The sequence below is a fragment of the Pseudomonas sp. KH_024_B2 genome (assembly GCF_057839965.1).
This window is the reverse complement of record NZ_CM174502.1, coordinates 3,088,814-3,113,943: the sequence shown is the minus strand read 5'-3', so window position 1 is coordinate 3,113,943 and position 25,130 is coordinate 3,088,814. Positions and strand designations below refer to the sequence as shown.

The 25,130-nt window shown below is 60.4% G+C and carries 25 protein-coding genes; 13 read left to right on the top strand and 12 right to left on the bottom strand.

What is annotated here, in order from left to right; all coding sequences use genetic code 11:
- Window positions 1-39: 39 nt before the first annotated feature.
- From AC3I0A_RS14615 to AC3I0A_RS14595, 5 genes are all read right to left on the bottom strand, one after another.
- Window positions 40-705: a response regulator gene (locus AC3I0A_RS14615; RefSeq protein ID WP_489372599.1), complete on the bottom strand. Its 666-nt coding sequence runs from the start codon at window positions 703-705 to the stop codon at window positions 40-42.
- A gap of 302 nt (window positions 706-1,007) precedes the next feature.
- Window positions 1,008-1,799 (bottom strand): ABC transporter permease, encoded by a 792-nt coding sequence (locus tag AC3I0A_RS14610; RefSeq protein WP_489372598.1) that lies wholly within the window; start codon window positions 1,797-1,799, stop codon window positions 1,008-1,010.
- The gene (locus AC3I0A_RS14605; RefSeq protein WP_489372597.1) at window positions 1,796-2,530 is read right to left on the bottom strand and encodes an ABC transporter ATP-binding protein; all 735 of its coding nucleotides are present in this window, start codon (window positions 2,528-2,530) and stop codon (window positions 1,796-1,798) included. Before AC3I0A_RS14605 ends, AC3I0A_RS14610 begins: the two co-directional genes overlap by 4 nt.
- Window positions 2,527-3,486, bottom strand: coding sequence for a YVTN family beta-propeller repeat protein (locus AC3I0A_RS14600; RefSeq protein WP_489372595.1), 960 nt, complete (start codon window positions 3,484-3,486; stop codon window positions 2,527-2,529). The genes AC3I0A_RS14605 and AC3I0A_RS14600 overlap by 4 nt, the downstream gene beginning before the upstream one ends.
- Before the next feature lie 30 nt (window positions 3,487-3,516).
- Window positions 3,517-4,701, bottom strand: coding sequence for an ABC transporter substrate-binding protein (locus tag AC3I0A_RS14595; protein ID WP_489372593.1), 1,185 nt, complete (start codon window positions 4,699-4,701; stop codon window positions 3,517-3,519).
- Between the two features lie 251 nt (window positions 4,702-4,952).
- Between AC3I0A_RS14595 and pedF the strand changes: the two genes are divergently transcribed.
- The 8 genes from pedF to AC3I0A_RS14555 all read left to right on the top strand — a co-directional run bounded on the left by pedF (window position 4,953) and on the right by AC3I0A_RS14555 (window position 14,647).
- Window positions 4,953-5,414, top strand: a complete 462-nt coding sequence (gene pedF / locus AC3I0A_RS14590) for a cytochrome c-550 PedF (RefSeq protein ID WP_489372591.1) — start codon at window positions 4,953-4,955, stop codon at window positions 5,412-5,414.
- Window positions 5,415-5,417: 3 nt separating this feature from the next.
- A complete protein-coding gene (locus AC3I0A_RS14585; protein WP_489372590.1) occupies window positions 5,418-6,293 on the top strand; it encodes a substrate-binding periplasmic protein in 876 nt (291 codons plus the stop codon).
- Between the two features lie 339 nt (window positions 6,294-6,632).
- Window positions 6,633-8,411, top strand: coding sequence for a PQQ-dependent methanol/ethanol family dehydrogenase (locus AC3I0A_RS14580; RefSeq protein WP_489372588.1), 1,779 nt, complete (start codon window positions 6,633-6,635; stop codon window positions 8,409-8,411).
- A gap of 313 nt (window positions 8,412-8,724) precedes the next feature.
- On the top strand, window positions 8,725-10,245 hold the full coding sequence (gene exaC, locus AC3I0A_RS14575) for an acetaldehyde dehydrogenase ExaC (protein ID WP_489372587.1): 1,521 nt from the start codon (window positions 8,725-8,727) through the stop codon (window positions 10,243-10,245).
- Window positions 10,246-10,471: 226 nt separating this feature from the next.
- On the top strand, window positions 10,472-10,543 hold the full coding sequence (gene pqqA / locus AC3I0A_RS14570; protein WP_010209364.1) for a pyrroloquinoline quinone precursor peptide PqqA: 72 nt from the start codon (window positions 10,472-10,474) through the stop codon (window positions 10,541-10,543).
- 55 nt (window positions 10,544-10,598) lie between these two features.
- Window positions 10,599-11,513, top strand: a complete 915-nt coding sequence (pqqB, locus tag AC3I0A_RS14565) for a pyrroloquinoline quinone biosynthesis protein PqqB (protein WP_489372585.1) — start codon at window positions 10,599-10,601, stop codon at window positions 11,511-11,513.
- 259 nt (window positions 11,514-11,772) lie between these two features.
- Window positions 11,773-12,936 (top strand): alcohol dehydrogenase-like regulatory protein ErcA, encoded by a 1,164-nt coding sequence (ercA, locus tag AC3I0A_RS14560; RefSeq protein ID WP_489372584.1) that lies wholly within the window; start codon window positions 11,773-11,775, stop codon window positions 12,934-12,936.
- Window positions 12,920-14,647: a PAS domain-containing hybrid sensor histidine kinase/response regulator gene (locus AC3I0A_RS14555; protein ID WP_489372583.1), complete on the top strand. Its 1,728-nt coding sequence runs from the start codon at window positions 12,920-12,922 to the stop codon at window positions 14,645-14,647. Before ercA ends, AC3I0A_RS14555 begins: the two co-directional genes overlap by 17 nt.
- On the opposite strand, the gene AC3I0A_RS14550 is transcribed toward AC3I0A_RS14555, so the two are convergent.
- Window positions 14,644-14,823: a hypothetical protein gene (locus tag AC3I0A_RS14550; RefSeq protein ID WP_489372582.1), complete on the bottom strand. Its 180-nt coding sequence runs from the start codon at window positions 14,821-14,823 to the stop codon at window positions 14,644-14,646. The two genes, AC3I0A_RS14555 and AC3I0A_RS14550, sit on opposite strands and share 4 nt — an antisense overlap.
- A gap of 303 nt (window positions 14,824-15,126) precedes the next feature.
- Between AC3I0A_RS14550 and AC3I0A_RS14545 the strand changes: the two genes are divergently transcribed.
- Window positions 15,127-15,303 carry a hypothetical protein gene (locus tag AC3I0A_RS14545; RefSeq protein WP_489372581.1) on the top strand — a complete coding sequence of 59 codons (177 nt, stop codon included), beginning with the start codon at window positions 15,127-15,129 and terminating at the stop codon, window positions 15,301-15,303.
- A 205-nt stretch (window positions 15,304-15,508) separates the two neighbouring features.
- Here AC3I0A_RS14545 and AC3I0A_RS14540 read toward each other — a convergent pair whose 3' ends face one another.
- Window positions 15,509-16,849, bottom strand: a complete 1,341-nt coding sequence (locus tag AC3I0A_RS14540; protein WP_489372579.1) for a cation:proton antiporter — start codon at window positions 16,847-16,849, stop codon at window positions 15,509-15,511.
- 181 nt (window positions 16,850-17,030) lie between these two features.
- On the opposite strand from AC3I0A_RS14540, the gene AC3I0A_RS14535 reads away from it, so the two are divergent.
- Window positions 17,031-17,273, top strand: a complete 243-nt coding sequence (locus tag AC3I0A_RS14535; RefSeq protein WP_489372577.1) for a hypothetical protein — start codon at window positions 17,031-17,033, stop codon at window positions 17,271-17,273.
- A gap of 4 nt (window positions 17,274-17,277) precedes the next feature.
- Window positions 17,278-17,520, top strand: coding sequence for a hypothetical protein (locus tag AC3I0A_RS14530; protein ID WP_489372576.1), 243 nt, complete (start codon window positions 17,278-17,280; stop codon window positions 17,518-17,520).
- Here the strand turns inward: AC3I0A_RS14530 and AC3I0A_RS14525 are convergent, their stop codons facing one another.
- Window positions 17,521-17,841: a hypothetical protein gene (locus AC3I0A_RS14525; protein ID WP_489372575.1), complete on the bottom strand. Its 321-nt coding sequence runs from the start codon at window positions 17,839-17,841 to the stop codon at window positions 17,521-17,523.
- 245 nt (window positions 17,842-18,086) lie between these two features.
- Between AC3I0A_RS14525 and AC3I0A_RS14520 the strand changes: the two genes are divergently transcribed.
- Window positions 18,087-18,557 (top strand): YbhB/YbcL family Raf kinase inhibitor-like protein, encoded by a 471-nt coding sequence (locus tag AC3I0A_RS14520; protein ID WP_489372574.1) that lies wholly within the window; start codon window positions 18,087-18,089, stop codon window positions 18,555-18,557.
- Between the two features lie 185 nt (window positions 18,558-18,742).
- On the opposite strand, the gene AC3I0A_RS14515 is transcribed toward AC3I0A_RS14520, so the two are convergent.
- The 4 genes from AC3I0A_RS14515 to AC3I0A_RS14500 form a co-directional block, all read right to left on the bottom strand.
- On the bottom strand, window positions 18,743-20,308 hold the full coding sequence (locus AC3I0A_RS14515) for an amino acid permease (protein ID WP_489372573.1): 1,566 nt from the start codon (window positions 20,306-20,308) through the stop codon (window positions 18,743-18,745).
- A 121-nt stretch (window positions 20,309-20,429) separates the two neighbouring features.
- Window positions 20,430-21,590: an iron-containing alcohol dehydrogenase gene (locus AC3I0A_RS14510; RefSeq protein WP_489372572.1), complete on the bottom strand. Its 1,161-nt coding sequence runs from the start codon at window positions 21,588-21,590 to the stop codon at window positions 20,430-20,432.
- A 3-nt stretch (window positions 21,591-21,593) separates the two neighbouring features.
- Window positions 21,594-22,985 carry an aldehyde dehydrogenase family protein gene (locus tag AC3I0A_RS14505; RefSeq protein ID WP_489372570.1) on the bottom strand — a complete coding sequence of 464 codons (1,392 nt, stop codon included), beginning with the start codon at window positions 22,983-22,985 and terminating at the stop codon, window positions 21,594-21,596.
- 7 nt (window positions 22,986-22,992) lie between these two features.
- Window positions 22,993-24,366: a glutamine synthetase family protein gene (locus AC3I0A_RS14500; protein ID WP_489372569.1), complete on the bottom strand. Its 1,374-nt coding sequence runs from the start codon at window positions 24,364-24,366 to the stop codon at window positions 22,993-22,995.
- Between the two features lie 216 nt (window positions 24,367-24,582).
- Here AC3I0A_RS14500 and AC3I0A_RS14495 point away from each other — a divergent pair, with 216 nt between their 5' ends.
- Window positions 24,583-24,900 (top strand): Rieske (2Fe-2S) protein, encoded by a 318-nt coding sequence (locus AC3I0A_RS14495; RefSeq protein ID WP_489372568.1) that lies wholly within the window; start codon window positions 24,583-24,585, stop codon window positions 24,898-24,900.
- Window positions 24,901-25,130 lie beyond the last annotated feature (230 nt).

The window sequence follows — 25,130 nt, the reverse complement described above, 5'->3', positions numbered from 1 at the left end:
CCCGCTCCCACAGGGTTATCACAGACCTTGAATGAAATGTCACCGCCGCAAATACGCCGCAAAATCAATATCCCCGGCACTAAGAATCGCCTGCACCCGATTGTGCACATTGAGTTTGCGCAAAATCGCCGAGACATGGGCCTTGACCGTGGTTTCGGCGATTTCCAGGGTGTAGGCGATCTGTTTGTTCGACTCACCTTTGGTCATCCGTTCCAGCACCAACAGCTGTTTGCGGGTCAGGGCCTGGAGCAACTCCGGCGGGAAGTTCGGTGTGTCGTTCATGCTGCGCCGAGTGCCGGTTTTTTGCGTGCGGATGATGTCTGAAGGCAGGTAGACGTTGCCGTTCAGAATCTGCTGGATGGCCTCGGTCATCTGTGCGCGAGGTGAGGATTTGGTGATGAAACCCACCGCACCATAGGTGATGGCTTGCAGCACGACTTGTTTGTCCTGTTCGGCGGAGACGATCACCACCGGAATGGTCGGAGCCTCGTTGCGCAGATTGATCAGGCCGTTGAGGCCGTGCATGCCGGGCATATTCAGATCGAGCAGGATCAGGTCCAGATCGTCATGCTGCTGTGTCAGCTCCAGGGCGCTGTCCAGGTCGGCGGTTTCCATCACTTCACTGCCAGGGAAACCGTCGCTGATGACGTTATGAATGGCTTCACGAAACAGTGGGTGATCATCGGCAATCAGAATCTTGTACATGGCCTTTCACCTCGTTATTTTGATTATGGTGTGGCGGGAGCGCGCAGCATAGGGTTTGGTTCTTCCTGTTATAAACCCATTACATGCCAGTGTTGATGCTTTGTGAATGCGACGATAGACAGGAAAACCAGTACTAAAGTAGTAGTTTCGAGGTCGCAAGGCCGACATCGAACCTTGTGGGAGCGAGCCTGCTCGCGAAGACGTCATCTCAGGCGATAGATATGTTGGGCTGCAATCGCTTTCGCGAGCAGGCTCGCTCCCACAGGATATGGGTACACACCTGAGATCAGGTGTGTACCCGTTCACCCAACCCGCCGCACCGCCGCATGCTGCGGATTGAAGGTCAGCACCGCCAGCAGCGAAAACAACAGGGTCAAGCCCAGGCACACCACCAAAGCCAGCAGGTTGAAGCGCTCATACAAGGCAAAACGCACCAATTCCACCGCATGGGTGAACGGGCTGAGGGCACAAAGCCAATACAACCATTCGCTGGCTTCGCGCATTTTCCACAGTGGATACAGCGCCGAAGACAGGAAAAACAGCGGGAAGATCACGAAGTTCATCACCCCGGCGAAGTTCTCCAGTTGCCGAATCGCATTGGACAGCAACAACCCCAGCGCACTGAGCATCAACGCCACCAGCAGTAATGCCGGCAGTGCCGCGATCAGACCGAAGGCCGGCGGTTGTACGCCGTAGACCCAGGCGATGGCGAGAAAGGCATAGACCTGCAGCAGCGAGATCAATGAGGTCGCCAGCAATTTGCTGCTCAACAGAAAGGCCCGGGGCAGGGGGCTGGTCAGCAGCACCCGCATGCTGCCCATTTCCCGGTCATAGACCATCGACAGCGACCCTTGCATGCCGTTGAACAACAGGATCATGCAGGCCAGCCCCGGGATGATGTAGACCTCGTAGGGAATGTAGGTGTCATAGGGTTCGATGATGGCGATGCCCAGCGCCGCCCGGAAACCCGCGGCGAACACCAGCAACCACAGCAATGGCCGCACCAGCGCACTGAGAAAACGCGTGCGCTGCAGGATAAACCGCAACCATTCGCGCAGGACGATACCGCGCAAACACTGCCAATAAGCGTTCATCGAGCCGCGACTCCTGGAGTGGTGAGGCGCTGGAACGCCGAGGTCAGATCGCCGCCGTGTTCGAGACTCAACGCATCGGCTTGCCCGCTGGCTACCAGGCGGCCTTGATGCAGAATCAGCAGATCATCGCTGGCCTGCACTTCGTCCAGCAGATGGGTGGTCCAGAGCACGCTGATGCCGTGGTCCTGGCACAGGCTGCGCATGTGTCGGTTAAGCGCCAGACGGCTGGCAGGATCGAGACCGACGCTGGCTTCATCGAGCAGCAACAGCCGTGGTTCATGCAGCAGTGCCCGGGCAATTTCCACGCGGCGGCGATGGCCGCCATTGAGCTCGCGAACCCGTTCACGGCGCCGTTCGGTCAGTGCCTGGCGCGCCAGTTCGGCTTCGACCCGCGCATGGGTCTGACGCCGGGACAACCCATGCAATGCGGCGTGATAGCGCAGGTTCTGTTCGACACTCAAATCCAGATCCAGTGTGCTCTGTTGAAACACCACGCCCAATTGACGCAAGGCCGGACGCGGGGCGCTGCGCAGGGACTGACCGCCGACCCGGATGTCGCCGTGCTGCAGGTCATACAGGCGTGTCAGCAACGCGATCAAGGTCGACTTACCGGCACCGTTTGGCCCCAGTAACGCGGCGAAACGCCCGGGCAGCAGACTGAACGTCACGTGTTGCAGCGCTTCACGGGGGCCGTAGGCGAAGCTGAGGTCAGTCACTTCCAGGGCGTTCATGGGGTGACCACCACGCCCCATGGATAACGGCCGACCTTGACCGACTTGATGACCTTGAGGTTGTTCACATCGATCACCGACACATCGCCGCTGACGCCATTGGTGGCCAGCAACTGACTCTGATCCGGGGTAAACGCCATCTGCCAGACCCGGCGACCCACCAGCAGGTAGTCGAGGATCTCGAAGGTCCTGGCGTCGATCACCGCGACATGATTGGCCGGGCCGAGGGCGACGAACGCGTACTTACCGTCGGCGCTGAGTTTGACCCCGACCGGCTGGACCTTGTCCGGGTGCACGCCCTTGATCTGGAATTTCAGCGTCTTGAGGACCTGCCGGCTGGCAACGTCGAGAATGGTCACCGTGCCACCGATCTCGGCCGAGGCCCAGAGCTGCGAGCCATCCTGGCTGAACTCGACAAAACGCGGCCGCTGATCCACCAGGGTGCTGTCGGCCAGGGTCTGGGTACTGGTGTCGATCCAGTGCAGCATGTTGGTGGTTTCGCTGGTGTTCACCGCCCACTTTCCGTCAGGGCTGACCGCCATGCCTTCCGGCTCGACGCCGACGTTTACCTGAGCCAGGACTTTGGAGGTTTCGGTGTCGATCACCGTGACCAGCGCATCGTCCTCGTTGGACACGTACAGCCAACGGTTATTGGGGTGCAGGGCGAATTGCTCGGGGTCTTTGCCGGAGGGCAGTTCCTTGATGATTTGGCGGGTGGCGACGTCCATCACCTGGACCCGGTCCGAGTCGCTGGCACAGATGTACAACAGCTTGCGGTCATGGGACAACAGCAAACCCCGTGGGCGCTGGCCGACCGCCAGGGTGTCGGTGACTTGCAGGGTCTGCAGGTCGATCAGGCTCAGGCTGTTGTCCTTTTCATTGGAAACCCAGGCGGTGCTCGCCAGCGCGGGCGCGGTGGCGAGCAGTAAGGCGGATGCAAGCAGGGTGCGGCGCATGGCAGGTTCCTTTTTTTATCGTTGTTGGAATCAGGGATAGCGGCAAGTCACTTCGGGCTTGTCGTAGCCCAGACTGTCCATTTCGTTGGATGGGTGCAGGAAACCCTCTTGTGGTGAAGTGCTGACCAGTGCCCGTGGCTGAACGATGGGGATCGGCTGGCGTAACTGGCCGTTCCACGAGCGATAGCTGAGCTTGCGGCCCTTGAAGCCATCCAGTGGCAACTGATCGCTCAGCGCGAGTTGGCGGATGGCCTGGGCATCGCTCTGACGCAATTTGCTCACCGCACTGGCAACGCTGCGCACGGCGATCCAGGCGGCGAAATCGCGATCGTTCATCCAGCGTCCAGCCATGGCTTCGAAGCGCTTTTGCAATTGCGCGGCGCCGTAGGTTTCCACGGTCTTGTGCCAGCCGGTCGGGGTCAGGCCCTGAGTGCCGGCGACCGGGCGCGGATACCAGGTCTGGTAGGGCACGTACTCGCCAAAGTCGCCGCGCTCATCGGCCACCAGCACTACGTCGTACTCAGCCGTCTGGGTGAACAGCGGCATGTCGGCCTGGGCGCTGTGGCGCTGGTCGTTATCAAAGGACCAGGGCTTTTGCGCGACGATCTGCAAACCGAAACGTTTCGCCGCACGGTGCAGGGCGGCGGCATAGGCCTGATCGTCTGGCGTCGGGCCTGCGATCAACAGCGCTCGCTGCCATTTGCGCAGCACCAGAAACTGCGCCAGGGCATCGGCGAGCATCGCCCGGCTCGGCAAACTGTGCAGCACGTTCGCCAGGCAGTCGCTGCTGCGCAGGCTGTCGTCTGCACTGCCGGCATTGAACAGCAAGCTGTCGGGCAGGGCGGCGCTGAGCTGGCGCAAGCTATCGCCCGGCGCATTCACCACGAACAGTCGCAGGCCCTGGTCGTGTTGGACTTTGGCCGCCTCGAGCAAGGCTTCGGGGCTGTCGACATTGCTCCCGATCAGGCTGTAGCTCTGGTTGAGAAAGCGCCCGGTGCTGTTGCTATCGGTAATCGCCAGTTGCGCACCGCGCAGCCCGGCGTCGGTCGGCTCGGGAATGATGTTCGACAACAACGGACCTGGGTCGGGCCGATAGCCCAGATAACCGATGCGGATCTGTAATCCGGCGTCCGCTGCCTGGCTTTGGGTCGCCAGCAATGCGCCGCAGCCAATCGCCAGCAGATAGAACAAGGCGTAACTGACAAGCTGGCGCATAGGGCACTCCACTACAGGTAGCGCCAGCATAGGAAGTGACGGGGTGCGGGGAAATATGCAGAAAGTACCAGTAAGCCGGTACCAAGGTAGTAGTGCCGGGAATATTTCCCGGTAGGCAAGCGCCACAAGCCCTACACCCAAAGGACTAGAGGGCGGCCACCAAAGCAGCATACGGCTTACAGATCGCTGTTCTTAATATGACGGCATAGCCTCTGCAGAGAGGTTTTGCGTGCAATCTTGAGGGCATAACAATGACAACAAAACGCAACGCCATACTCGTCGCCGGACTGCTGGCTGGTCTGATCACTAGCGGTTCAGTACTGGCCCACGGCAATGTGGTGCCGCAAACCGTGGAAACCAAAGGTTTGACCCCGATCAAGGACGCCGGAGTACAGCTCGATGGTGATGGCTGGGCCGCGGTAAACCCCTATCGCAATTCCCCGGAAAAAGACAAGGCCGTCGAAATCGGTTCCTCGGCCTTTAACCAGAACTGTGCGGCCTGCCATGGCCTGGAAGCCAAGTCCGGCGGGATCGCCCCGGATCTGCGCATGCTCGATGTCGGCGAAGCCGGCGACGAGTGGTTCGTCGAGCGCGTACGCCATGGCGCGGTGCGTGACGGTCGCGTCTACATGCCGAAAATGGCCGACTACTTGAGTCAGGAAGCCTTGTGGGCAGTGCGCACCTACCTGGACAGCGTGCACCTGGAGGAGTGACCCATGCGCCTGCTCGCTGTGGTGTTTACCGCTCTGCTGCTGTGCTGTCAGACGGTGCAGGCGCAGATCCGCACTTACGATGAGATGATCGCCGCGGGCGAGCTGAAGGTCGCGATCTACAAGGATTTTGCGCCCTACAGCTTCGAAGACGGCGGCCAGCCGCGGGGCGTCGATGTCGATCTGGCAAAAGCGTTGGCCAAAGCCCTCGGGGTGCGTCTGGAGCTGGTTTGGGCGCCGGCAGGCGAGAAGCTCGACGACGATCTGCGCGACTACATCTGGCGCGGCAACCAGCTGCGCAACCAGCAGCTGGCCGACCTGATGATGCGCGTGCCTTACGACCGCGACTATGCACAAAAACGCAATGAACTCGGCGAGCTGGAGAACGGCCATGTGGTGATGTTCGGCCCTTACCAGAACGAGTCCTGGCAGGTCGCCTATGACCGCCGTCGACTCGACTCGGTGGGCAGCGTCGCGGTGTTTGAACACCATCCGATCGGTGTCGAAGTCGACAGCGTGCCGTCGTTCTACCTGAGCTCGGTGTTCAACGGCATGCTCCGCAACAGGACCCGCCATTACCCCGGCGTGCCGCAAGCCTTTGCCGCGATGAAAGCCGGTGAGGTGGATGCGGTGATGGCGATGCGCGGCGAGATCGACTGGCAAGTCCATGAGGCCAACGATTCGCAACTGGCACTGGCGCAAAACGCCTATCCGAACATGGGCAAACAGCTCTGGGAAATCGGCATGGCGGTGCATGAAAGCAATCGCCAGTTGGCCTATGCCGTGGAAGAAGCGCTGGAAGGACTGATTCGCGACGGCACGCTCGAGGCGATCTATACCGGGTACGGTCTGCGCTGGGAAGTGCCAGAGATGTATCAGTAGGAGCACGGCGGTTAAAGCGGATGGCTTCAGATAACCGCAACTGAGCACCATTGTGGCGAGGGAGCTTGCTCCCGCTGGAGCGCGAAGCGCTCCCAAAACCAGACGCTGCGGTTTATCAGTGGGACCGCATTCGCCGATTTTACGACTGCTTCGCAGCCGAGCGGGAGCAAGCTCCCTCGCCACAATGGTCCTGGGGCAACCTTCTAATCCAGGCCCTTGTACCAAGGAACTAGAAAACTCAGTACTGCGGCTAATTGTCGCCGGGGCCTCACGGACCAAGAATCTGCACCAGACCGGGAAAGTTTCCCGGGTATAACAATAACCGCAGAGGTAGCCGTCATGACCCAACCCGCACGTCGCCAATCCTTCGCCTTGAGCGTGCTGCTCAGCGCTATGTTGTTGTCCGGCTCGGCACTTGCCGCAGTCACCGATCAAGACATCCTCCAGGATCCGAAAAATCCGCAGCAGGTCGTCACCAACGGCCTTGGTGTTCAGGGCCAGCGCTACAGCCCGCTGGATACCCTCAACGTCGACAACGTGAAACAGCTGCGTCCGGTCTGGGCCTTCTCTTTTGGCGGCGAGAAACAACGCGGTCAGCAGGCGCAGCCGATGATCAAGGACGGCGTGATGTACATGACCGGTTCCTATTCACGGGTGTTCGCCGTGGATGCACGCACCGGCAAGAAGCTCTGGCAATACGATGCGCGCCTGCCCGATGACATCCGTCCCTGCTGCGACGTGATCAACCGCGGCGTTGCGCTGTATGGCGATCTGGTGATTTTCGGCACCCTCGATGCGAAGCTGGTGGCCCTGAACAAGGACACCGGCAAGGTGGTCTGGAGCAAGAAAGTCGCCGACCACAAGGAAGGCTATTCCATCAGCGCCGCGCCGCTGGTGATCAACGGCAAACTGATCACCGGGGTGGCCGGCGGTGAGTTCGGGGTGGTCGGCAAGATCGAAGCCTATGACCCGAAAAACGGTGCCTTGCTGTGGACCCGGCCGACCGTGGAAGGCCACATGGGCTTCGTCTACAAGGACGGCAAGGCGCTCGAGAACGGCATTTCCGGCGGTGAAGCCGGCAAGACCTGGCCGGGCGATCTGTGGAAAACCGGCGGTGCCGCACCGTGGCTTGGCGGTTACTACGACCCGGAAACCAATCTGCTGCTGTTCGGCACTGGCAACCCGGCGCCGTGGAACTCGCACCTGCGCCCGGGCGACAACCTCTACTCCTCGTCGCGTCTGGCGCTGAACCCGGACGATGGCACCATCAAATGGCACTTTCAGAGCACCCCGCACGACGGCTGGGATTATGACGGCGTCAACGAGTTGGTGTCCTTCAACTACAAGGACAAGGACGGCAAAGAGATCAAGGCCGCAGCCACCGCCGACCGTAATGGTTTCTTCTACGTGCTCGATCGCACCAACGGCAAGTTCATCCGCGGCTTCCCGTTCGTCGACAAGATCACCTGGGCCAGCGGCCTGGACAAAGAGGGTCGGCCTATCTACAACGAAGCCAGCCGTCCGGGTGCGCCGGGCAGCGAAGCCAAGGGCAGCTCGGTGTTCGTCGCGCCGGCGTTTCTCGGTGCGAAGAACTGGATGCCCATGGCCTACAGCCAGGACACCGGTCTGTTCTATGTTCCGTCCAACGAATGGGGCATGGACATCTGGAACGAAGGCATCGCCTACAAGAAGGGCGCGGCGTTCCTTGGAGCCGGTTTCACCATCAAGCCGCTGAACGAAGACTACATCGGCGTCCTGCGCGCCATCGACCCGAAAACCGGCAAGGAAGTCTGGCGCCACAAGAACTTCGCGCCGCTCTGGGGCGGGGTGCTGACCACCAAAGGCAACCTGGTCTTCACCGGTACGCCGGAAGGTTTCCTGCAAGCGTTCAATGCCAAAACTGGTGAGAAAGTCTGGGAATTCCAGACCGGCTCCGGCGTGCTCGGCTCGCCTATCACCTGGGAAATGGACGGCGAACAGTACGTCTCGGTGCTTTCCGGCTGGGGCGGTGCCGTACCGCTGTGGGGCGGCGAAGTGGCCAAACGCATCAAGGATTTCAACCAGGGCGGCATGCTCTGGACCTTCAAATTGCCGAAGGATTTAGTGGCCAAGCATTGAGATAGGCGACTCCTAACCTGTGGCGAGGGAGCTTGCTCCCGCTCGGCTGCGAAGCAGTCGTAAAAATCGGCAAATGCGGTCCAACTGACGAACCGCAGCGTCTGGTTTTGGGAGCGCTTCGCGCTCCAGCGGGAGCAAGCTCCCTCGCCACAAAAGCCCGCTCCCACAAGAGCATCTTCATCGTCAGCAGAAATCTACGACCAAATAACGAGAATCCCCCTGCCAACGGCGCATTCGTCTGGCACGCGGGGCTCTCTACCATCGGTTCATCGCCTGTCCACCCGACAGGCACCGACCCAAACAGAGGCCCACCATGATTTACGCTCAACCCGGAACACCAGGCGCCGTCGTGTCTTTCAAACCGCGTTACGGCAACTTCATCGGCGGTGAGTTCGTCGCACCGGTCAATGGCGAGTACTTCACCAACACCTCGCCGGTGACGGGTGAAGTGATTGCCGAATTTCCTCGCTCCAGCGCCGCCGACATCGAGCAGGCGCTGGATGCCGCCCATGCCGCAGCCGATGCCTGGGGCAAGACCTCGGCCCAGGACCGCTCGCGGGTGCTGCTGAAAATCGCCGACCGCATCGAGCAGAATCTGGAAATCCTCGCGGTCAGCGAAACCTGGGACAACGGCAAGGCCGTACGCGAAACCCTGAACGCCGACGTGCCGCTGGCCGCCGACCATTTCCGTTATTTCGCTGGCTGCATTCGTGCTCAGGAAGGCGGCGCCGCCGAAATCAACGAACTGACCACCGCCTATCACTTCCACGAACCGCTGGGCGTGGTCGGACAGATCATTCCGTGGAACTTCCCGCTGCTGATGGCCGCCTGGAAACTCGCCCCGGCGCTGGCCGCCGGCAACTGTGTAGTGCTCAAGCCCGCCGAGCAGACGCCGCTGTCGATCATGGTCTTCGCCGAGCTGATCGCTGATTTGCTGCCAGCCGGTGTATTGAACATCGTCCAGGGCTTCGGTCGCGAAGCCGGTGAGGCCCTGGCGACCAGCAAGCGCATCGCCAAGATCGCGTTCACCGGTTCCACCCCGATCGGCGCGCACATCATGAAATGTGCGGCTGAAAACATCATTCCGTCGACCGTTGAGCTGGGCGGAAAATCGCCGAACATCTTCTTCGAAGACATCATGCAGGCCGAGCCTGCGTTCATCGAAAAGGCTGCCGAAGGTCTGGTGCTGGCGTTCTTCAACCAGGGCGAAGTCTGCACCTGCCCGTCGCGGGCACTGGTACAGGAGTCGATTTACGACGACTTCATGAAAGTGGTGATGCAGAAGATCGTCAAGATCAAACGCGGCAACCCGCTGGACACCGAAACCATGGTCGGCGCCCAGGCGTCCGAGCAGCAATACGACAAGATCCTCTCCTACCTGAAAATCGCCCAGGAAGAGGGCGCTGAACTGCTCACCGGTGGTGCTGCGGAGCGGCTTGAGGGCGACCTGTCCACGGGTTACTACATCCAGCCGACCCTGCTCAAGGGCCACAACAAGATGCGCGTGTTCCAGGAAGAAATCTTCGGTCCGGTGGTCGGCGTGACCACCTTCAAGGACGAAGCTGAAGCTCTGGCAATTGCCAACGACAGCGAGTTCGGCCTCGGTGCCGGTCTCTGGACCCGCGACATCAACCGTGCCTACCGCATGGGTCGGGCGATCAAGGCCGGGCGCGTGTGGACAAACTGCTACCACCTGTACCCGGCCCATGCCGCGTTCGGTGGCTACAAAAAGTCCGGCGTCGGCCGCGAGAACCACAAGATGATGCTCGACCACTACCAGCAGACCAAAAACCTGCTGGTCAGCTATGACATCAACCCGATGGGGTTCTTCTGATCTAGCACAAATAGCGTCAAGCCATTCGCGGGCAAGCCCGCTCCCACAGGATATTCAGTGTCCTTGTGGGAGCGGGCTTGCCCGCGAAGAGGCCCTACCTGACACCCCGCATCAACCCCCTACCAACGCACCCCGCAACCTCCTTCCAAAGTAGCATTCGGTCCCGCCACACCCCGTGTATTAATGCCTCTACCGGAATTGCCCGGCATAAGAAGAGGCTTGACCCATGTGGACTAAACCCGCGTTTACCGATTTGCGTATCGGCTTCGAAGTGACCATGTATTTCGCCAGCCGTTGATCGTCTTCCCGGCCAATCCCCGCATTGGTCGGGCTTCCACCCTGGAGCATTGCCCATGCACATCCGGATTCTCGGCTCCGCCGCTGGCGGTGGTTTCCCGCAATGGAACTGCAACTGCCGCAATTGCGCCGGTGTCCGTAACACCAGCCTGCGGGCGCAACGGCGTACGCAGTCTTCGATTGCCCTGAGCGACAACGGCGTGGACTGGATACTGTGCAATGCCTCGCCGGACATTCGCGCTCAACTCGAGTCCTTCCCAACGTTGCAACCGGCCCGCCAGTTGCGCGACACGGCGATTGCCGGGGTGATCCTGCTCGACAGCCAGATCGATCATTGCACCGGTTTGCTGAGCTTGCGCGAAGGCTGCCCGCATAAAGTCTGGTGTACCGAGATGGTTCATCAGGACCTCAGCACAGGATTTCCGCTGTTCAGCATGCTCAGCCACTGGAATGGCGGATTGCAGTGGCAGCCCATCGGGTTGAGCGGCGAACCTTTCAGTGTTCCTGCCTGTAGCCACCTGCGGCTGCGAGCGATTCCGTTGCGCAGCAGCGCGCCGCCATACTCACCCCATCGCGGCAATCCACAGCCGGGTGACAACATCGGGCTGTTCGTCGAAGACCGGCGCAGCGGCGCAAGCCTGTTCTACGCCCCGGGTCTCGGTCAGGTCGACGACTACTTGCTCGACTGGATGCACCGCGCCGACTGCCTGCTGGTGGACGGCACCCTCTGGCGCGACGATGAAATGCGCGTCTGCGAAGTTGGCGACAAACTCGGCAGCGAGATGGGGCATCTGCCGCAAAGCGGCCCCGGCGGGATGATCGAGGTGCTCGATGGTTTCCCCGAGCAGCGCAAGATACTCATCCATATCAACAACACCAACCCGATCCTCGACGAAGACTCGGCCGAGCGGGCGCTGCTGGAACGGCGCGGGATTGAAGTGGCGTTCGATGGGATGGATATTCATTTATAGAACACACCGAGATCCCTTGTGGCGAGGGAGCTTGCTCCCGCTCGGCTGCGCAGCAGTCGTAAAATCAGTGAATGCGGTCCAATTGATGAACCGCAGTGTCTGATTTTGGGACCGCTTCGCGATCCAGCGGGAGCAAGCTCCCTCGCCACAGGTCTTGTGTATGGCGTGACATATTGCCTGCGATACATTGGTCTCATTGCATTCGTAACAAGATGCTTTAGGCTGGCTTTTATCTTCAAAACAATAAAAAAGGCTTTCCATGAGCCAGAACCTCAGCCAGCTGCGTAAATTCGTTTCTCCTGAAATCATTTTCGGTGCCGGGTGCCGGCATAACGTCGGCAACTGCGCCAAAACCTTCGGCGCCCGCAAGGTCCTGGTGGTCAGTGATCCAGGGGTGATTGCCGCCGGTTGGGTCGCCGATGTCGAAGCCAGTTTGCAGGCCCAGGGCATCGACTACTGCCTGTACAGCGCCGTCTCGCCCAATCCGCGGGTGGAGGAGGTGATGCTGGGTGCCGAGATGTACCGGGAGAATCACTGCGATGTGATAGTCGCGGTCGGCGGCGGCAGCCCGATGGACTGCGGCAAAGGCATCGGCATCGTGGTCGCTCACGGGCGCAGCATCCTTGAGTTCGAAGGCGTGGACACCATCCGGGTGCCGAGCCCGCCGCTGATTCTGATTCCAACCACTGCCGGCACCTCGGCCGACGTCTCGCAGTTCGTGATCATCTCCAATCAGCAGGAACGGATGAAGTTCTCCATCGTCAGCAAAGCGGTGGTGCCGGACGTGTCGTTAATCGACCCGGAAACCACCCTGAGCATGGACCCGTTCCTGTCCGCCTGTACCGGCATCGACGCCCTGGTGCATGCCATTGAAGCCTTCGTCTCCACGGGGCATGGACCCTTGACCGATCCCCATGCGCTGGAAGCGATGCGCCTGATCAACGGCAATCTGGTGCAAATGATCGCCAACCCGACGGATATCGCCTTGCGGGAAAAAATCATGCTCGGCAGCATGCAGGCCGGGCTGGCGTTCTCCAATGCGATCCTGGGGGCGGTGCACGCCATGTCCCACAGCCTGGGCGGTTTTCTCGATCTGCCCCATGGGCTGTGCAACGCGGTGCTGGTCGAGCATGTGGTGGCGTTCAATTACAACTCGGCGCCGGAGCGCTTCAAGGTGATTGCCGAGACCTTCGGCATCGACTGCCGTGGCCTCAATCATCGGCAGATCTGTGGCCGACTGGTGGAACACCTGATCGCCCTCAAACATGCCATCGGCTTCCATGAAACCCTTGGCCTGCATGGTGTCAGCATGGCCGATATTCCGTTCCTCTCGCAGCACGCCATGCACGACCCATGCATCCTCACCAACCCGCGCGAGTCGAGCCAGCGTGACGTCGAGGTCGTCTATGGCGAAGCCCTCTGAAGAGCAACAGCGCGCCCTGGCCGGCCTGTTGGGGCTGGGCAGTCATTCGGCGCGCAAGAGTCATTACCCGGAGCTGGCCGCGCGCCTCGATGATCTGGAAACCGAGCGCAACCGCTACAAATGGCTATTCGAGCACGCGGTGCACGGTATTTTCCAGGCCAGCCTGCAAGAGGGCATGCGCGCCGCCAACCCGGCGCTGGCGCGGATGCTCGGCTACGAAGACCCTCAGGAGGTGTTGTTTTCCCTCGCCGATCTGGCCGCAAATCTGTTTGTTGGAGGCGCTGGCGAGCTGCAAGCGATCGGCGAGAAACTGCAGCTTCAGCGCAGCCTGCTCGGCTATGAAACCCAGCTACGGCGCAAGGATGGCAGTTGTCTCGATGTGCTGATGAACCTGCTGCTCAAACCCGATCAGGATGGGCTGGTGGAAGGCTTCGTCACCGATATCACCGAACGCAAACTGGCCCAGCAACGTTTGCAACAACTCAATGATGAGCTGGAGCAACGGGTTGCGGCGCGCACCGATGAGTTGCTCGAGGCCAATCGCAATTTGCAACAGCAGATCGCCCAGCGTGAACAAGTCGAGCAGGCGTTGCGTGATGCCCGAGATGCCGCCCAGGCGGCCAATCGCAGCAAGGACAAATACCTCGCCGCCGCCAGCCATGACTTGCTGCAACCGCTGAACGCCGCACGCTTGCTGATCTCCACCTTGCGCGAGCGGGACTTGCCGGGCGTCGAACAGGTATTGGTCGAGCGCACCCATCAGGCGCTGGAAGGCGCCGAAGACTTGCTCACGGACCTGCTGGACATTTCCAAACTCGATCAGGCTGCGGTCAAACCGGACATCGCCTTGTACCGGCTTGACGAACTGCTCGCGCCGCTGGTCTCGGAGTTCCAGTCGGTCGCCGAGGCAGCCGGTTTGAATCTGCGGGTGCATATTGGAAATTTTGCCGTGCACACCGACCTGCGGCTGATGACGCGGATCATGCGCAACTTCCTCAGCAACGCCTGCCGCTACACCGATCAGGGCAGCATTCTGCTGGGCGCCAGACGGCGGGGCGATTGCCTGCGCCTGGAAGTCTGGGACACCGGTCGCGGAATCGCCGCCGACCGGCTGGAGTCGATCTTCCTCGAGTTCAACCAACTCGATGTCGGTCGCGCCGCCGACCGTAAAGGCGTGGGGCTGGGGCTGGCCATCGTCGAGCGGATCGCGAAAATTCTCGGCTATCGGGTGCAGGTTCACTCGTTGCCGGGACGCGGTTCGATGTTCAGCATCGAAGTGCCGATCTCCCGCGAGGTGCCGCTGCCCATCAGCCAGGCGGCACCGCAGTCCGGCGCTGGCAATCCCTTGCCAGGCCGACGTTTACTGGTGCTGGACAATGAGTTGAGCATCCTCGAAAGCATGAGCGCGTTACTCGGGCAGTGGGGCTGCGAGGTGGTGACCGCGACCGATGAACCCGGCGCCCTGGAGGCCTTGCAAGGACTGGCACCGGAACTGATTCTGGCGGACTTTCATCTGGATCACGGGGTGGTCGGCTGTGAGGTGGTCAGACACCTGCGCGAGCATTTTGCTCAGCCGATCCCGGCAGTCATCATCACGGCGGACCGAAGCGACCAGTGTCGGCGTTCCTTGCAAAAGCTCGGCGCGCCGTTACTCAACAAACCGGTGAAGCCCGGTAAGTTACGTGCGGTGTTGAGTCAGTTGCTGGGTTAGATTTTTTCCGGATTTCCAAAGCGGCTCAATACGTAGGGGGAACGTTCGACCGTTGGCTTGTCAACGACCGGTTCCGCCTCCCGCGCCACCCGTTCCTCCACCTGCACCGCCCGTACCTCCGCCTGCGCCAAAGCCGCTGGAAATACCCGTGCCAATGCCCATTGTGCTACGACCATTGGCAGCGGTTCCCGAGTCGCTCCGAACACTGGATGAGCCCGAGCCAGTGCTGCTGATCGGGTGTGTTCCTGACGGCGATTGAGTGCCCGTTACGCTGCTGGAAGTGGATCCGTTTGAAACCGCAAAGGACGAAACCGATGCAGCTGAAAGCAGTCCAGCGAGTATAAGGAGAGTGATTTTTGTCTTGATCATGGTGGGTCTCCTGATTTCATTTTACCGGTCGTCAACTGGACCGAACGGCGCGCAAGGCCCTCTCTCAAAACAAGTATGACCTGCATTTTCGGGTCTCAAGAGAGGTGTTCATGACTACCCGACCAAAACGTTCTGACGCGGACACAACGCCAGAATATCCGCTCTCGGCGCCGATCGATCCGCGGGACCCGGAACGCAAGAAAATCGATGTCGAACTCGACGAGGCCGAGGCATCTACGGATGATCCGGAGATTGCCGGTAACGATGGCTCAGGTCAGCCGAGCTGAGCACGAACGACACCCGGCTCATATGGGCGGCCTGGCAGGTTCACCTGTGGCGAGGGAGCTTGCTCCCGCTGGGTCGCGAAGCGACCCTAAAACCAGCAATCACATTTCGTCAGACACACCGCATTCACAGGTTTTGCGGCTGCTGCGCACCCGAGCGGGAGCAAGCTCCCTCGCCACAATTGGTTTCTCCATTAACTTATTGGCATTACTGCATATTCCGTCGTTCGTAATGAGCAAGCATGGGCTGAGTGCTGACGCCATGAATCAGGATGCTGAGCGCGACGACGGATAAGGTCAGGTCCGTGCACACAGAGGCCTGGGATTGCGTAAGGCCGTGATTGAGGGCGTAAAAAAGGTAGTAGAGGCTACCAATGCCGCGAATGCCGAACCAGCCAGTCAACAGCCGCTGGTGGCCATCAAGCAGCGTGCCCCATGGCATGGCCAGCACGCTGAGCGGCCGGATCACGCAAAACAACGCAAAACCCAAGGCCAGCGCCCGCCAGTCCCAATGTGTCGCCAGCACCACGCCCAGCAAGGTCACCAGAAACACTTCCATGGCGCGCTCCACCAGGCTGCCAAACGCAAGCATGTCGCCCATCATGATCGCGGCCGCAACCTGGCCGTCCTCAAGGTTCTCAATATCGCCATGAACCGCTTTATCCGGTTCGACATTGAGATGACCGACCACCGGTTGGGCCAGGTGTTCGGCAGGCGTTTGCGAGCCGCCACTGGATTTGACTTCAGCCTTACGCAGGCCGAGCCCGGCGGCGAATACCGAAAGGAAACCGTAACCGCCAACCGATTCGGCCGCCACATACGCCAGAGCGATCAGTGCCAGGGTCAGATAATCATTGGGGGAAAGCGTGCTGTCGGCATTTTTGATGCGCATCGACAGGGTCATTCGGCCAATGCCTCGGCCCATCCAGTAACCGATGAGCAGGCCGGCAGGTACCGCCCAGAGCAGACTGTGCAAGGTCCAGTCGGTCATCCAGGCGGTATTGCGCTCGTCCTGTTGCAAGACCAGCAAGCCAAGGATCACAAACGGGAAGGCGATACCGTCGTTGAGTCCCGCTTCGCCAGACAGTCCGAAGCGCACCCGGTCGTAATCCTGCGCATCGTTGACTTGAACCAGTCCGGCCAGCACCGGATCCGTGGGTGCCAGGATTGCGCCGATCAGCAAGGCTACGCCCCATGGCAACCCGAAGAACATATGCAGGAACAGGCAAATGCCGCAGATACTCAAGACCATCACCGGGCCGGCGAGGCCGAATGCCACGCGCCAGGTTCGGTTCGTCAGCGGCAGGCGTAATTTCAGGCCGCTGACGAACAGCGAAAATAGAACCGCCACTTCCGTCAGATGTTCGATCCAGCTGGAGGCCTCGTGGGTATCCAGTTGCAGCAGGCCCAAAGCCGACGGACCAATGACAACGCCCAACAGCAGGCACACCGCCGAGGTGGTGACCGGCATCCAGCGAAGATAGGAAGAGGTCAGCGCCAAGGTCAGCAACACCGCACCCAAAACAGCCACCCACAGGATGAAGCTCATGTTCGGTTCCCGCCGCAAATCTGGCCCCATTGCATATGGAGGCCTGCGATGAGCAAGGGTTTCATCTTTCCTGTCAGCGGCAGGGAGCAGCGTTAAAAGTCGCGCCTTTGGTTCGCGACACTGAACATCCAGATAAAAATTCAGGTCTTAACTAATAGAGGAATTGGTCAGGAGCGCCATCATGATTCAGCGACGCAGGTACCATTTTTCACAAATCTCGCTTCGGCTGGAGGCGTTGCGCGCCAACGTTTGCCAGTTCAAGTACGATGAAATTGTTCTCCAGCAAATCCTTCGTGGTGAGCAGGCACCGGAAAACCTGGATCAGGCATTCGATGAGCTGCGCGAGTCGATCAATCATACCGAAGAGCTGTTGATCGCCTTGGCCGCAGCGACCGGGGAGAGCTATAGCCAGATCCAAAGGTGAAGTCATGAACAGTGATCGCAAGCCCAGCGAGCTGAAAGCCTGGTATGAGCTGCTGGATGATGAGGGCTTTCGAATGGAATCCCCCGACGCTTATCACGCCGACCTGATGCGACAGGCTGAAGAACTGTTCAGGACAGACGTTATCGAGTGGGCAGACTGGATGGAGCTCAAAGAACTGGCCGACGCCGCTTACCTACAGGCCCTTGAAGAGGCGATCAGCAAGAGAATGGCTGATCCGGATGAGTGATCAAAGATCGGTCTGCACCGGTCCGGTTTCAGGGGGTGGCAAGCTGGAAAACTTGAAGTCAGGCAATGCTTGCAGTCGGTTAGTCTTGATTCCCTGCCTGGACAACACCATTTCTTCCAGAATCTCTCGGGCAAGTCTGGCGATTGACTCGGCTCCTCGGTAATTCGATCTGATGATGCCGGTAATCGCGAAATGATCGGAGTCGGGTCCGGTCAAAATAGCCGAGAGGGTGCCATCTGAATGCAGGCAGCACTCAATGCGGTAGCTGGGAAGCCGTGCAGTAAGGGCCGTCTCTATTTGAATTTTGCTGAGTGTGTCCATTACCGCATTCGATTCCGAAGTGGGTACCGTCCCTGGATCGCGAAGTGAGTACTGTCTTTGATCGTAGGCTCTATTATGTACCTGTAAATGATGGCCTTCTACCATTGGTCTGGGACTGGAAAAATCTTTACCACGCCATTTCAGGTAATGAGAAAAAACCTCAAAGAAATGCTGTCGGGGACAGCGGAACTCGTCCGCGGGCATCGAGTCCGTGGTCAAAATCACTTCAAAAAGAGGTAACGGCCATGCCACTCGTGCTTGAATCTCCCGCTTTTCATGCTCAAGGTCCGATACCGGCGCTCTACAGCTGTGAAGGCAAGGATGTATCTCCGCCGCTGGCCTGGAGCGGTGTGCCGTCGGGCACCAAGAGTCTGGCGCTGATCGTCGACGACCCGGACGCGCCGGACCCCGCGGCCCCCAGAATGACCTGGGTCCATTGGGTGCTCTATAACGTGCCCGTGGCAACGACTGAATTGCCCGAAGACCTGCGCACGCTGCCGCCCGGCACGCTACAGGGGCTCAACGACTGGCAGAATGCCGGTTACGGTGGACCTTGTCCGCCGATCGGCACCCATCGGTATTTTCACAAGCTCTATGCGCTGGACACTGTCTTGCCAGACCTGAAGCAGCCCACCAAAGCCCAACTCGAAAGCGCAATGCGCGGTCATATCCTGGAACAGGCCGAGCTGATCGGTACCTATCGTAAAACGAGGTGAGGGTTAAATCTGCGGAACTTCACAGATCTAGTGTGGAAGCGAGCCTGCTCGCGATGCAGGCGACTCGGTCTGTCTGTATCACCGAGGTGATGCTATCGCGAGCAAGCTCGCTCCCACATTAAATTTTCTTGGCATCAAGTCCGTGCTCGCTTTACTGAACACCCCCGTTGTTCATGCTGTGGCGATCAGCTTCCCGCCTGTTTATTCAACGCCTCTTCAGCCGCAGCGATTTCTGCCTGACGCTTGATGATCATCTCGCCCACGGGCGGGCCCTGGAAGCGCCGGGCTTCAAAGGCGAACCAGATGATTGCCGTCAGAATCAGGAAACCGAGCGTGATGTACAGCGCCCAATCGTTCGGCGGCTGGATGCCGATGACGAAGATCAGCACCATCGAGAGGATCGAGAGGATGGCGAACAACGAGTACAACCCGCGGCCCATGTTCCACGGTCCCATGGTCGGCCATTTCGAGGTCCCGTAGGTAAACAGGCCCAGCACGATGGGAATGATGAAAGAGAAGAACAGGAAGATCACCGTGCAGGAGACCACGATCGTGTAAACCGGCGTTTCGCCGATCGAGACCAGGGACGATCCCCAGACGAACAGCACCGCGAGCGTGGCACCGGTCCAGATCGCCGCCACCGGACTGCGATGGGTCGGTGAAACCGTGGCCAGCGCTTTCGAGCAGGGCAGGCCGCCATCACGGGAGAACGCGAAGATCATGCGTGAGACCGAGGTCACGGTCGCCAGCCCGCAGAGAACCTGCGAGATGAAAATCGCCAGGTAAAGCGCCATCTTGATCGTCGGGTTCACCTGGGTGTCCATCGCCCAGAAGAACACATTCCAACCTTGCTTGGCCGCTTCGTCCATGCTCGGCAGCATCAGGACAAACGAGCAGAGCATGACCCAGCCGAACAGCAACGACCAGGCCACCGAGCTGACCATCCCGAGCGGCACCGACAGGGCTGCCTGCCGGGTCTCCTCGGAGGTATGCGCGGAGGCGTCATAGCCGGTGATGGTGTAGATCGGCAAGAGCAGGCCGAGCATGAAAATCCAGCCGTTCGACACCTGTGGCCAGACGTTGCCGCCGGCCTCGCCGGAGTAGTTGCCGAAGGTCACCAACCGGACGAACTCATAGCTGGGTGCGGCTATCAGGCAGACGATGGTCAGCGCGATCGCCGTGGCGAAGATCAGATAGCCCGAGAAGTCGGTGAGTTTTGCGGTCAGACCGATACCGAAGTGGTTACACAAGGCCTGGAGGCCGGTCAGGATTGCCAGGAAAGTGATCCGTGTGGTGATGGTGTCTTCCATGCCCAGGGCCGATCCGAAGGCACCGAAAAAGAAGTAATAGGTACCGACGTTGATCGCGCCGAGCACCGTGATCAGCCCCAACAGGTTGAACCAGGCGGTCAGCCAGCCGGTGAAGCGGTTACCGAGAATCGAGCCCCAGTGATAGAGGCCGCCAGCGGTTGGGTAGGCCGAGGAAATCTGCGCCATGGCCATGGCGAAAACCCCGGAGATCAGGCAGCCAAGTGGCCAGCCGATGCCGATTGCCGCGCCGCCTGCACCCGAAGTGCCCTGTGCCAGTGAGTTGATGCCACCCGAGAGGATGCAGATGATCGAAAAGGAAATGGCAAAGTTGGAGAAAACGCCCATTCGTCGCGAGAGCTGCTGGGCATAGCCCATGTTGTGCAACACCTTGAGGTCGTCGTCTTGTGGCGCGGTGGCGCCGGGTTGGCTTAGTGGAGTCATCATGTGTGGCCTTGTCAGGTTTTGATACCTATCCATCCGCGTTGTGCGTTGCCGAATGGGTCTGTCTTCAACCCCCTGTCGTACTGCTCCTGCCTCTAACCCTGCCTCTAATGGATAAAACCTAAAGACGGCCGTGGTAAGCCGCTGCGAAAATTTCTGCCGCGCCATTTCGTGTCAATGGCAGCGGGTTGCCGCCGGCGCAGGGGTCGACAATCGCCATGTCCGCGATCAGGTCGGCCTGCCGATCATCCACCCCCAGCTCAAACAGTGTATGGGGCACGCCGATGTCCTTGCGCAGCTTGAGGACGAAGGCCAGAAAGCTGTCGAAGCCCGGGGAGGGCAGGCGCAGATAAGCCGCCAGGCGGGTGATGCGTTCTTCGATGGCCGGGCGATTGAACTTGAGCACATAGGGCATGAAGGTGGCATTGGTCATGCCGTGATGGGTGTCGTACAGGGCGCCCACCGGATGCGCGAGTGCGTGCATCCCGCCCAAGCCTTTCTGGAACGCGGTGGCGCCCATCGCGGCAGCCGCCAGCATGTAGGCTCGTGCTTCGAGGTCGGAGGGGGTGTGTACAGCCCGTACCAGGGCATTGGCCACCAGGCGCATGCCTTCCACCGCGATACCTTCGGCCATGGGATGGAAACCGGGGGCGCAGTACGACTCCAGGCAGTGGGCAAACGCATCCATACCGGTGCCGGCAGTGACCTTTGCCGGCATGCCGACGGTGAGGGCCGGGTCGCTGATGACCACCCGCGGCATCATCTTCGGGTGGAAGATGATGCGTTTGGTGTGCGTACGCTCGTCGATGATCACCGCCGCCCGGCCCACCTCGGAACCGGTCCCCGCGGTGGTCGGCACCGCGATGATCGGGGCGATGTTGCTTTCGTCGGCGCGTGTCCAGTAGTCGCCGATGTCTTCGAAATCCCAGACCGGTCGGGTCTGGCCGCTCATGAAGGCGATGAGCTTGCCCATATCCAGACCGCTGCCACCGCCGAAGGCGACCACGCCATCGTGTTTGCCGGCGCGCCAGGCGTCGAGCCCACCCGCCAGGTTGGCTTCAATGGGGTTTGGCTTGAGGTCGCAAAACAGCGCGACACCAAGGCCGGCGGCGCGCAAGGATTCCAACGCCGCCGTGGTGATCGGGGCACGCGCCAGGCCACTGTCGGTGACCAGCAACGGTCGCTGGATCCCTTGACTGCGGCAGACCTCGGCCAGTTCGGCGATGCGGCCGACACCGAAGCGGATGTTCGTCGGGTAGTTCCAGTTCGCGGTCAGGCTCATGGCTCAGATCTCGTGGCGCAAATGGAAGGATTTCGCTCGGGTCAGGTGATCAAAGCCCAGGCGCGACAACGTTACGCCGCGCCCGCTGTTCTTCACCCCGGTCCAGGCCAGGGCCGGGTCCAGATAATCGCAGCGATTCATGAACAGGGTGCCGGTGGCGATTTCGTCGCCGATGCGTTCGGCGGCGGCGAGATCCTGGGTCCAGATGGACGCGCTGAGCCCGAACGCACTGTCATTCATCAACGCGATGGCTTCGTCGTCGCTGGCCACCGGCATGATGCCGACCACCGGGCCAAAGCTTTCCTCGCGCATCACCGACATTTGGTGGGTGACGTCCACCAATACCTGCGGCGCGAGGTAGGCGCTGCCCGGCGCGTCAGCGGGAAAAGCGCCTGGATCGATCAGCGCCCTGGCCCCTTGGGCCAGGGCATCGGTGATCTGCCCGCGCACGAATTCGGCAGCACTCGGTGTGACCAGCGGGCCGAGGGTGGTGGCTTCGTCCAGCGGGTTGCCCAGCACGTATTGGCGGGTCAGGGCGACGAAGCGCTCGACAAAGGCCGAGTAAATGTTTTTATCGACATAGATACGCTCGACGGCACAACAGCTCTGCCCGGAGTTGAAGAAGCTGCCGTCCACCAGGTTTTCCACCGCCTGTTCAAGGTTGGCGTCTGCCCGGACGTAGGCCGGGTCTTTGCCGCCCAGCTCCAGGCCCATGCCGAGGAAGCGCCCAGTGGCGGCGTTTTCCATGGCTTTGCCGGCGTCGACCGAGCCGGTGAAGTTCACCTGCTGCACCCGTCCAGAGGCAATGATCGCCGCGGTATGGGTATGATTAAGCAGCAGGTTCTGGAACAGTCCTTCGGGCAGGTTGGCGCGGCGAAAGGCCTCGGCGAACCGTTCGCCGACCAGCAACGATTGCGAAGCGTGTTTGAGGATGACGCTGTTGCCGGCCATCAGCGCCGGGATGATCGTATTCACTGCCGTCAGATAAGGGTAGTTCCAAGGGGCGATGACCAGCACCGTACCCAGGGGTTCACGTTTGATACAGCGCCGAAAACCGGCGACAGGCGTAGGTTCGACCGCAGCCAGCGCTTCAGGCGCAATGGCAATCATATGCCGGGCCCGCTCTTCGAAACCACGCAGTTCGCCAGCGCCAAAGCGCACCGGGCGACCCATCTGCCAGGCCAGCTCCGGGACGATCTCGGCCTTCATCGCCAGCATCGCGTCCACCGCAGCGCTGCATAACGCGGCGCGTTCACTCAGTGGCCGGCGCTTCCATAACGTCTGGGCGGCAGCGGCAGCCGCCAGAGCCTGCTCGATCTGCTGCGCATTGGCACACCGGCGTTCGACATAGACCCGGCCATCGACTGGTGAGATGAGTTGAACGATCTTAGTCATGGCGTGCTCAATAGCGCTCGAAGCCGCGCTGCAGTTCCCAGTCGGTGATCCGCCGGTCGTACTCTTTCTGCTCCCAGTCGGCGGTGTGCACGTAGTGGTCGATCACTTCATCACCGAACGCCTCGCGCAACATGCTCGAAGCCTTGAGCGCGGCGCAGGCATCGCGCAGAGTCTTCGACACTTCAGGCAAATGCTCATCGACGTAGGCATCGCCCTCGAAAGGCGGAACGAGGTCGAGCTTCTCGTCGATACCGGCCAGGCCCGCGGCGATCAACGCGGCGAAGGCTAGATAGGGATTGAGGTCGGCACCGCCGATGCGGCATTCGATGCGGATAGCCTTGCTGCCTTCCGCGCACAACCGAAAGCCCGCGGTGCGATTGTCCCGGCTCCATACGGCCCGCGTCGGCGCAAAGGTGCCGGCCTGAAAGCGCTTGTACGAATTGATGTAGGGCGCGAGAAAACAGGTGATGTCATTGGCGTATTTGAGCTGCCCGGCCACCCAGGAGCGCATCAGCTTCGACATGCCGAACTCGGCCTTGGGGTCGAAGAACAGCGGCTTTTTGGCATTCTTGTCCCACAGCGAATTGTGTACATGGCTGCTGGAACCGGCGGCGTCATAGCGCCACTTGGCCATGAAGGTGATCGCCTTGCCCTGCAGTTGCGCGATCTCTTTGCAGGCGTGCTTGATGATGACGTGGTGGTCGGCCATGGTCAGGGCGTCGGCATAACGGATGTTGATCTCTTCCTGGCCCGGGCCCCATTCACCCTTGGAGTTTTCCACGGGAATGCCGGATGCCTGCAGGTGTTTGCGAATCGCCCGCAGCACTGGCTCCTCGCGGGTGGTCTGGAGGATGTTGTAATCCTCGATGTAGTGACCGGCGGTCTTCGGCTTGTGGTAGTTGCGCTCGTGGATGGCCTGGTAACTCTCGTCGAACAGATAGAACTCCAGCTCAGAGGCGAACATGCCCGTGTAGCCGCGCTCGCGCAGGCGTTCGACCTGCTTTTTCAGGATCGCCCGCGGGCTGTGGGGCAGGTCGCGCCGATGGTGATGATCGAGCACGTCGCAAAGCACCAGCGCCGTGCATTCCAGCCAGGGCACGCGACGCAAGGTGGCCATGTCGGGTTTGAGCACAAAATCGCCATAGCCTTTGCTCCAGCTGGCAGCGGCGTAACCCGGCACCGGCTCCATGTCGATGTCGTCGGCCAGCAGGTAGTTGCAGCAGTGGGTTTCTTCGTGACCGCTGTCGATGAAAAACTCGACCTGGAAGCGCTTGCCGACCAGTCGCCCCTGCATATCGACCATGCACACCAGCACGGTATCGATTTCGCCGGCGGCAGCGGCGCGCTTGAGTGCTTCGAAGCTGAGGAGGGGCTCGGTCATCACGTCAGTCCTGCGTGAAAGGTTTGGGCCTGTCACCCATGAATTATCGGGTGCGCGAGCATTGCGGGCGATGAGCTACCAAGAGCTTAGCCTACCGCTGCTGAGCGCAAGTCTCGGCGCACCGCGATATTGACAATCAAGGGCGGACGGTCTAGCTGTTGAGTCAGGCGACTCAGCGTCGTGCTGCGGGCGCCGGTTGCACCCTGGAGTGGCGCCATGAGTGAATTCGTCAAGGTCGCACGCGTGGGCGATATCGAACCGGGTACCGGCAAGACCGTGAACCTGCTGGGAATACCCGTCGCGCTGTTCAACGTGGACGGCGAGTATTTCGCCATTCACAACACCTGCCCGCACGAGGACGGTCCGCTGGGGGAGGGAACGCTCTGCGGCAGCGTTGTGACTTGCCCCACGCATGCCTATGAGTTCGATGTGATCAGCGGTGAGTGCCTTACGGAACCGGCTTATTCAGTCGAGCAGTTCGAGGTCCGGGTGGACGGTGATGACATCCTGCTGCGGCAATCGGCGGATGTGTAGGAGCCGAACCTGCTCGCGATGGCGATCTCAAGGACGCCATCGCCGGCAAGCCGCAATGCCAGTCAGTTAAGAAAAGAAGCGCCGAACGCAAAACCTGTGGCGAGGGAGCTTGCTCCCGCTCGGCTGCGAAGCAGTCGTAAAGTCGGTGAGCGCGGTGTGCCTGACACAACGCGTTGGCAGGTTTTAGGACCGCTTCGCGCTCCAGCGGGAGCAAGCTCCCTCGCCACAGT

What these genes read in the sequence shown, in the direction of transcription:
- AC3I0A_RS14615 (WP_489372599.1), bottom strand. Translation starts at nt 705, where the DNA reads ATGTACAAGATTCTGATTGCCGATGATCACCCACTGTTTCGTGAAGCC.
- AC3I0A_RS14610 (WP_489372598.1), bottom strand. Translation starts at nt 1,799, where the DNA reads ATGAACGCTTATTGGCAGTGTTTGCGCGGTATCGTCCTGCGCGAATGG.
- AC3I0A_RS14605 (WP_489372597.1), bottom strand. Translation starts at nt 2,530, where the DNA reads ATGAACGCCCTGGAAGTGACTGACCTCAGCTTCGCCTACGGCCCCCGT.
- AC3I0A_RS14600 (WP_489372595.1), bottom strand. Translation starts at nt 3,486, where the DNA reads ATGCGCCGCACCCTGCTTGCATCCGCCTTACTGCTCGCCACCGCGCCC.
- AC3I0A_RS14595 (WP_489372593.1), bottom strand. Translation starts at nt 4,701, where the DNA reads ATGCGCCAGCTTGTCAGTTACGCCTTGTTCTATCTGCTGGCGATTGGC.
- pedF (WP_489372591.1), top strand. Translation starts at nt 4,953, where the DNA reads ATGACAACAAAACGCAACGCCATACTCGTCGCCGGACTGCTGGCTGGT.
- AC3I0A_RS14585 (WP_489372590.1), top strand. Translation starts at nt 5,418, where the DNA reads ATGCGCCTGCTCGCTGTGGTGTTTACCGCTCTGCTGCTGTGCTGTCAG.
- AC3I0A_RS14580 (WP_489372588.1), top strand. Translation starts at nt 6,633, where the DNA reads ATGACCCAACCCGCACGTCGCCAATCCTTCGCCTTGAGCGTGCTGCTC.
- exaC (WP_489372587.1), top strand. Translation starts at nt 8,725, where the DNA reads ATGATTTACGCTCAACCCGGAACACCAGGCGCCGTCGTGTCTTTCAAA.
- pqqB (WP_489372585.1), top strand. Translation starts at nt 10,599, where the DNA reads ATGCACATCCGGATTCTCGGCTCCGCCGCTGGCGGTGGTTTCCCGCAA.
- ercA (WP_489372584.1), top strand. Translation starts at nt 11,773, where the DNA reads ATGAGCCAGAACCTCAGCCAGCTGCGTAAATTCGTTTCTCCTGAAATC.
- AC3I0A_RS14555 (WP_489372583.1), top strand. Translation starts at nt 12,920, where the DNA reads ATGGCGAAGCCCTCTGAAGAGCAACAGCGCGCCCTGGCCGGCCTGTTG.
- AC3I0A_RS14550 (WP_489372582.1), bottom strand. Translation starts at nt 14,823, where the DNA reads ATGGTCGTAGCACAATGGGCATTGGCACGGGTATTTCCAGCGGCTTTG.
- AC3I0A_RS14545 (WP_489372581.1), top strand. Translation starts at nt 15,127, where the DNA reads ATGACTACCCGACCAAAACGTTCTGACGCGGACACAACGCCAGAATAT.
- AC3I0A_RS14540 (WP_489372579.1), bottom strand. Translation starts at nt 16,849, where the DNA reads ATGAGCTTCATCCTGTGGGTGGCTGTTTTGGGTGCGGTGTTGCTGACC.
- AC3I0A_RS14535 (WP_489372577.1), top strand. Translation starts at nt 17,031, where the DNA reads ATGATTCAGCGACGCAGGTACCATTTTTCACAAATCTCGCTTCGGCTG.
- AC3I0A_RS14530 (WP_489372576.1), top strand. Translation starts at nt 17,278, where the DNA reads ATGAACAGTGATCGCAAGCCCAGCGAGCTGAAAGCCTGGTATGAGCTG.
- AC3I0A_RS14525 (WP_489372575.1), bottom strand. Translation starts at nt 17,841, where the DNA reads ATGGACACACTCAGCAAAATTCAAATAGAGACGGCCCTTACTGCACGG.
- AC3I0A_RS14520 (WP_489372574.1), top strand. Translation starts at nt 18,087, where the DNA reads ATGCCACTCGTGCTTGAATCTCCCGCTTTTCATGCTCAAGGTCCGATA.
- AC3I0A_RS14515 (WP_489372573.1), bottom strand. Translation starts at nt 20,308, where the DNA reads ATGACTCCACTAAGCCAACCCGGCGCCACCGCGCCACAAGACGACGAC.
- AC3I0A_RS14510 (WP_489372572.1), bottom strand. Translation starts at nt 21,590, where the DNA reads ATGAGCCTGACCGCGAACTGGAACTACCCGACGAACATCCGCTTCGGT.
- AC3I0A_RS14505 (WP_489372570.1), bottom strand. Translation starts at nt 22,985, where the DNA reads ATGACTAAGATCGTTCAACTCATCTCACCAGTCGATGGCCGGGTCTAT.
- AC3I0A_RS14500 (WP_489372569.1), bottom strand. Translation starts at nt 24,366, where the DNA reads ATGACCGAGCCCCTCCTCAGCTTCGAAGCACTCAAGCGCGCCGCTGCC.
- AC3I0A_RS14495 (WP_489372568.1), top strand. Translation starts at nt 24,583, where the DNA reads ATGAGTGAATTCGTCAAGGTCGCACGCGTGGGCGATATCGAACCGGGT.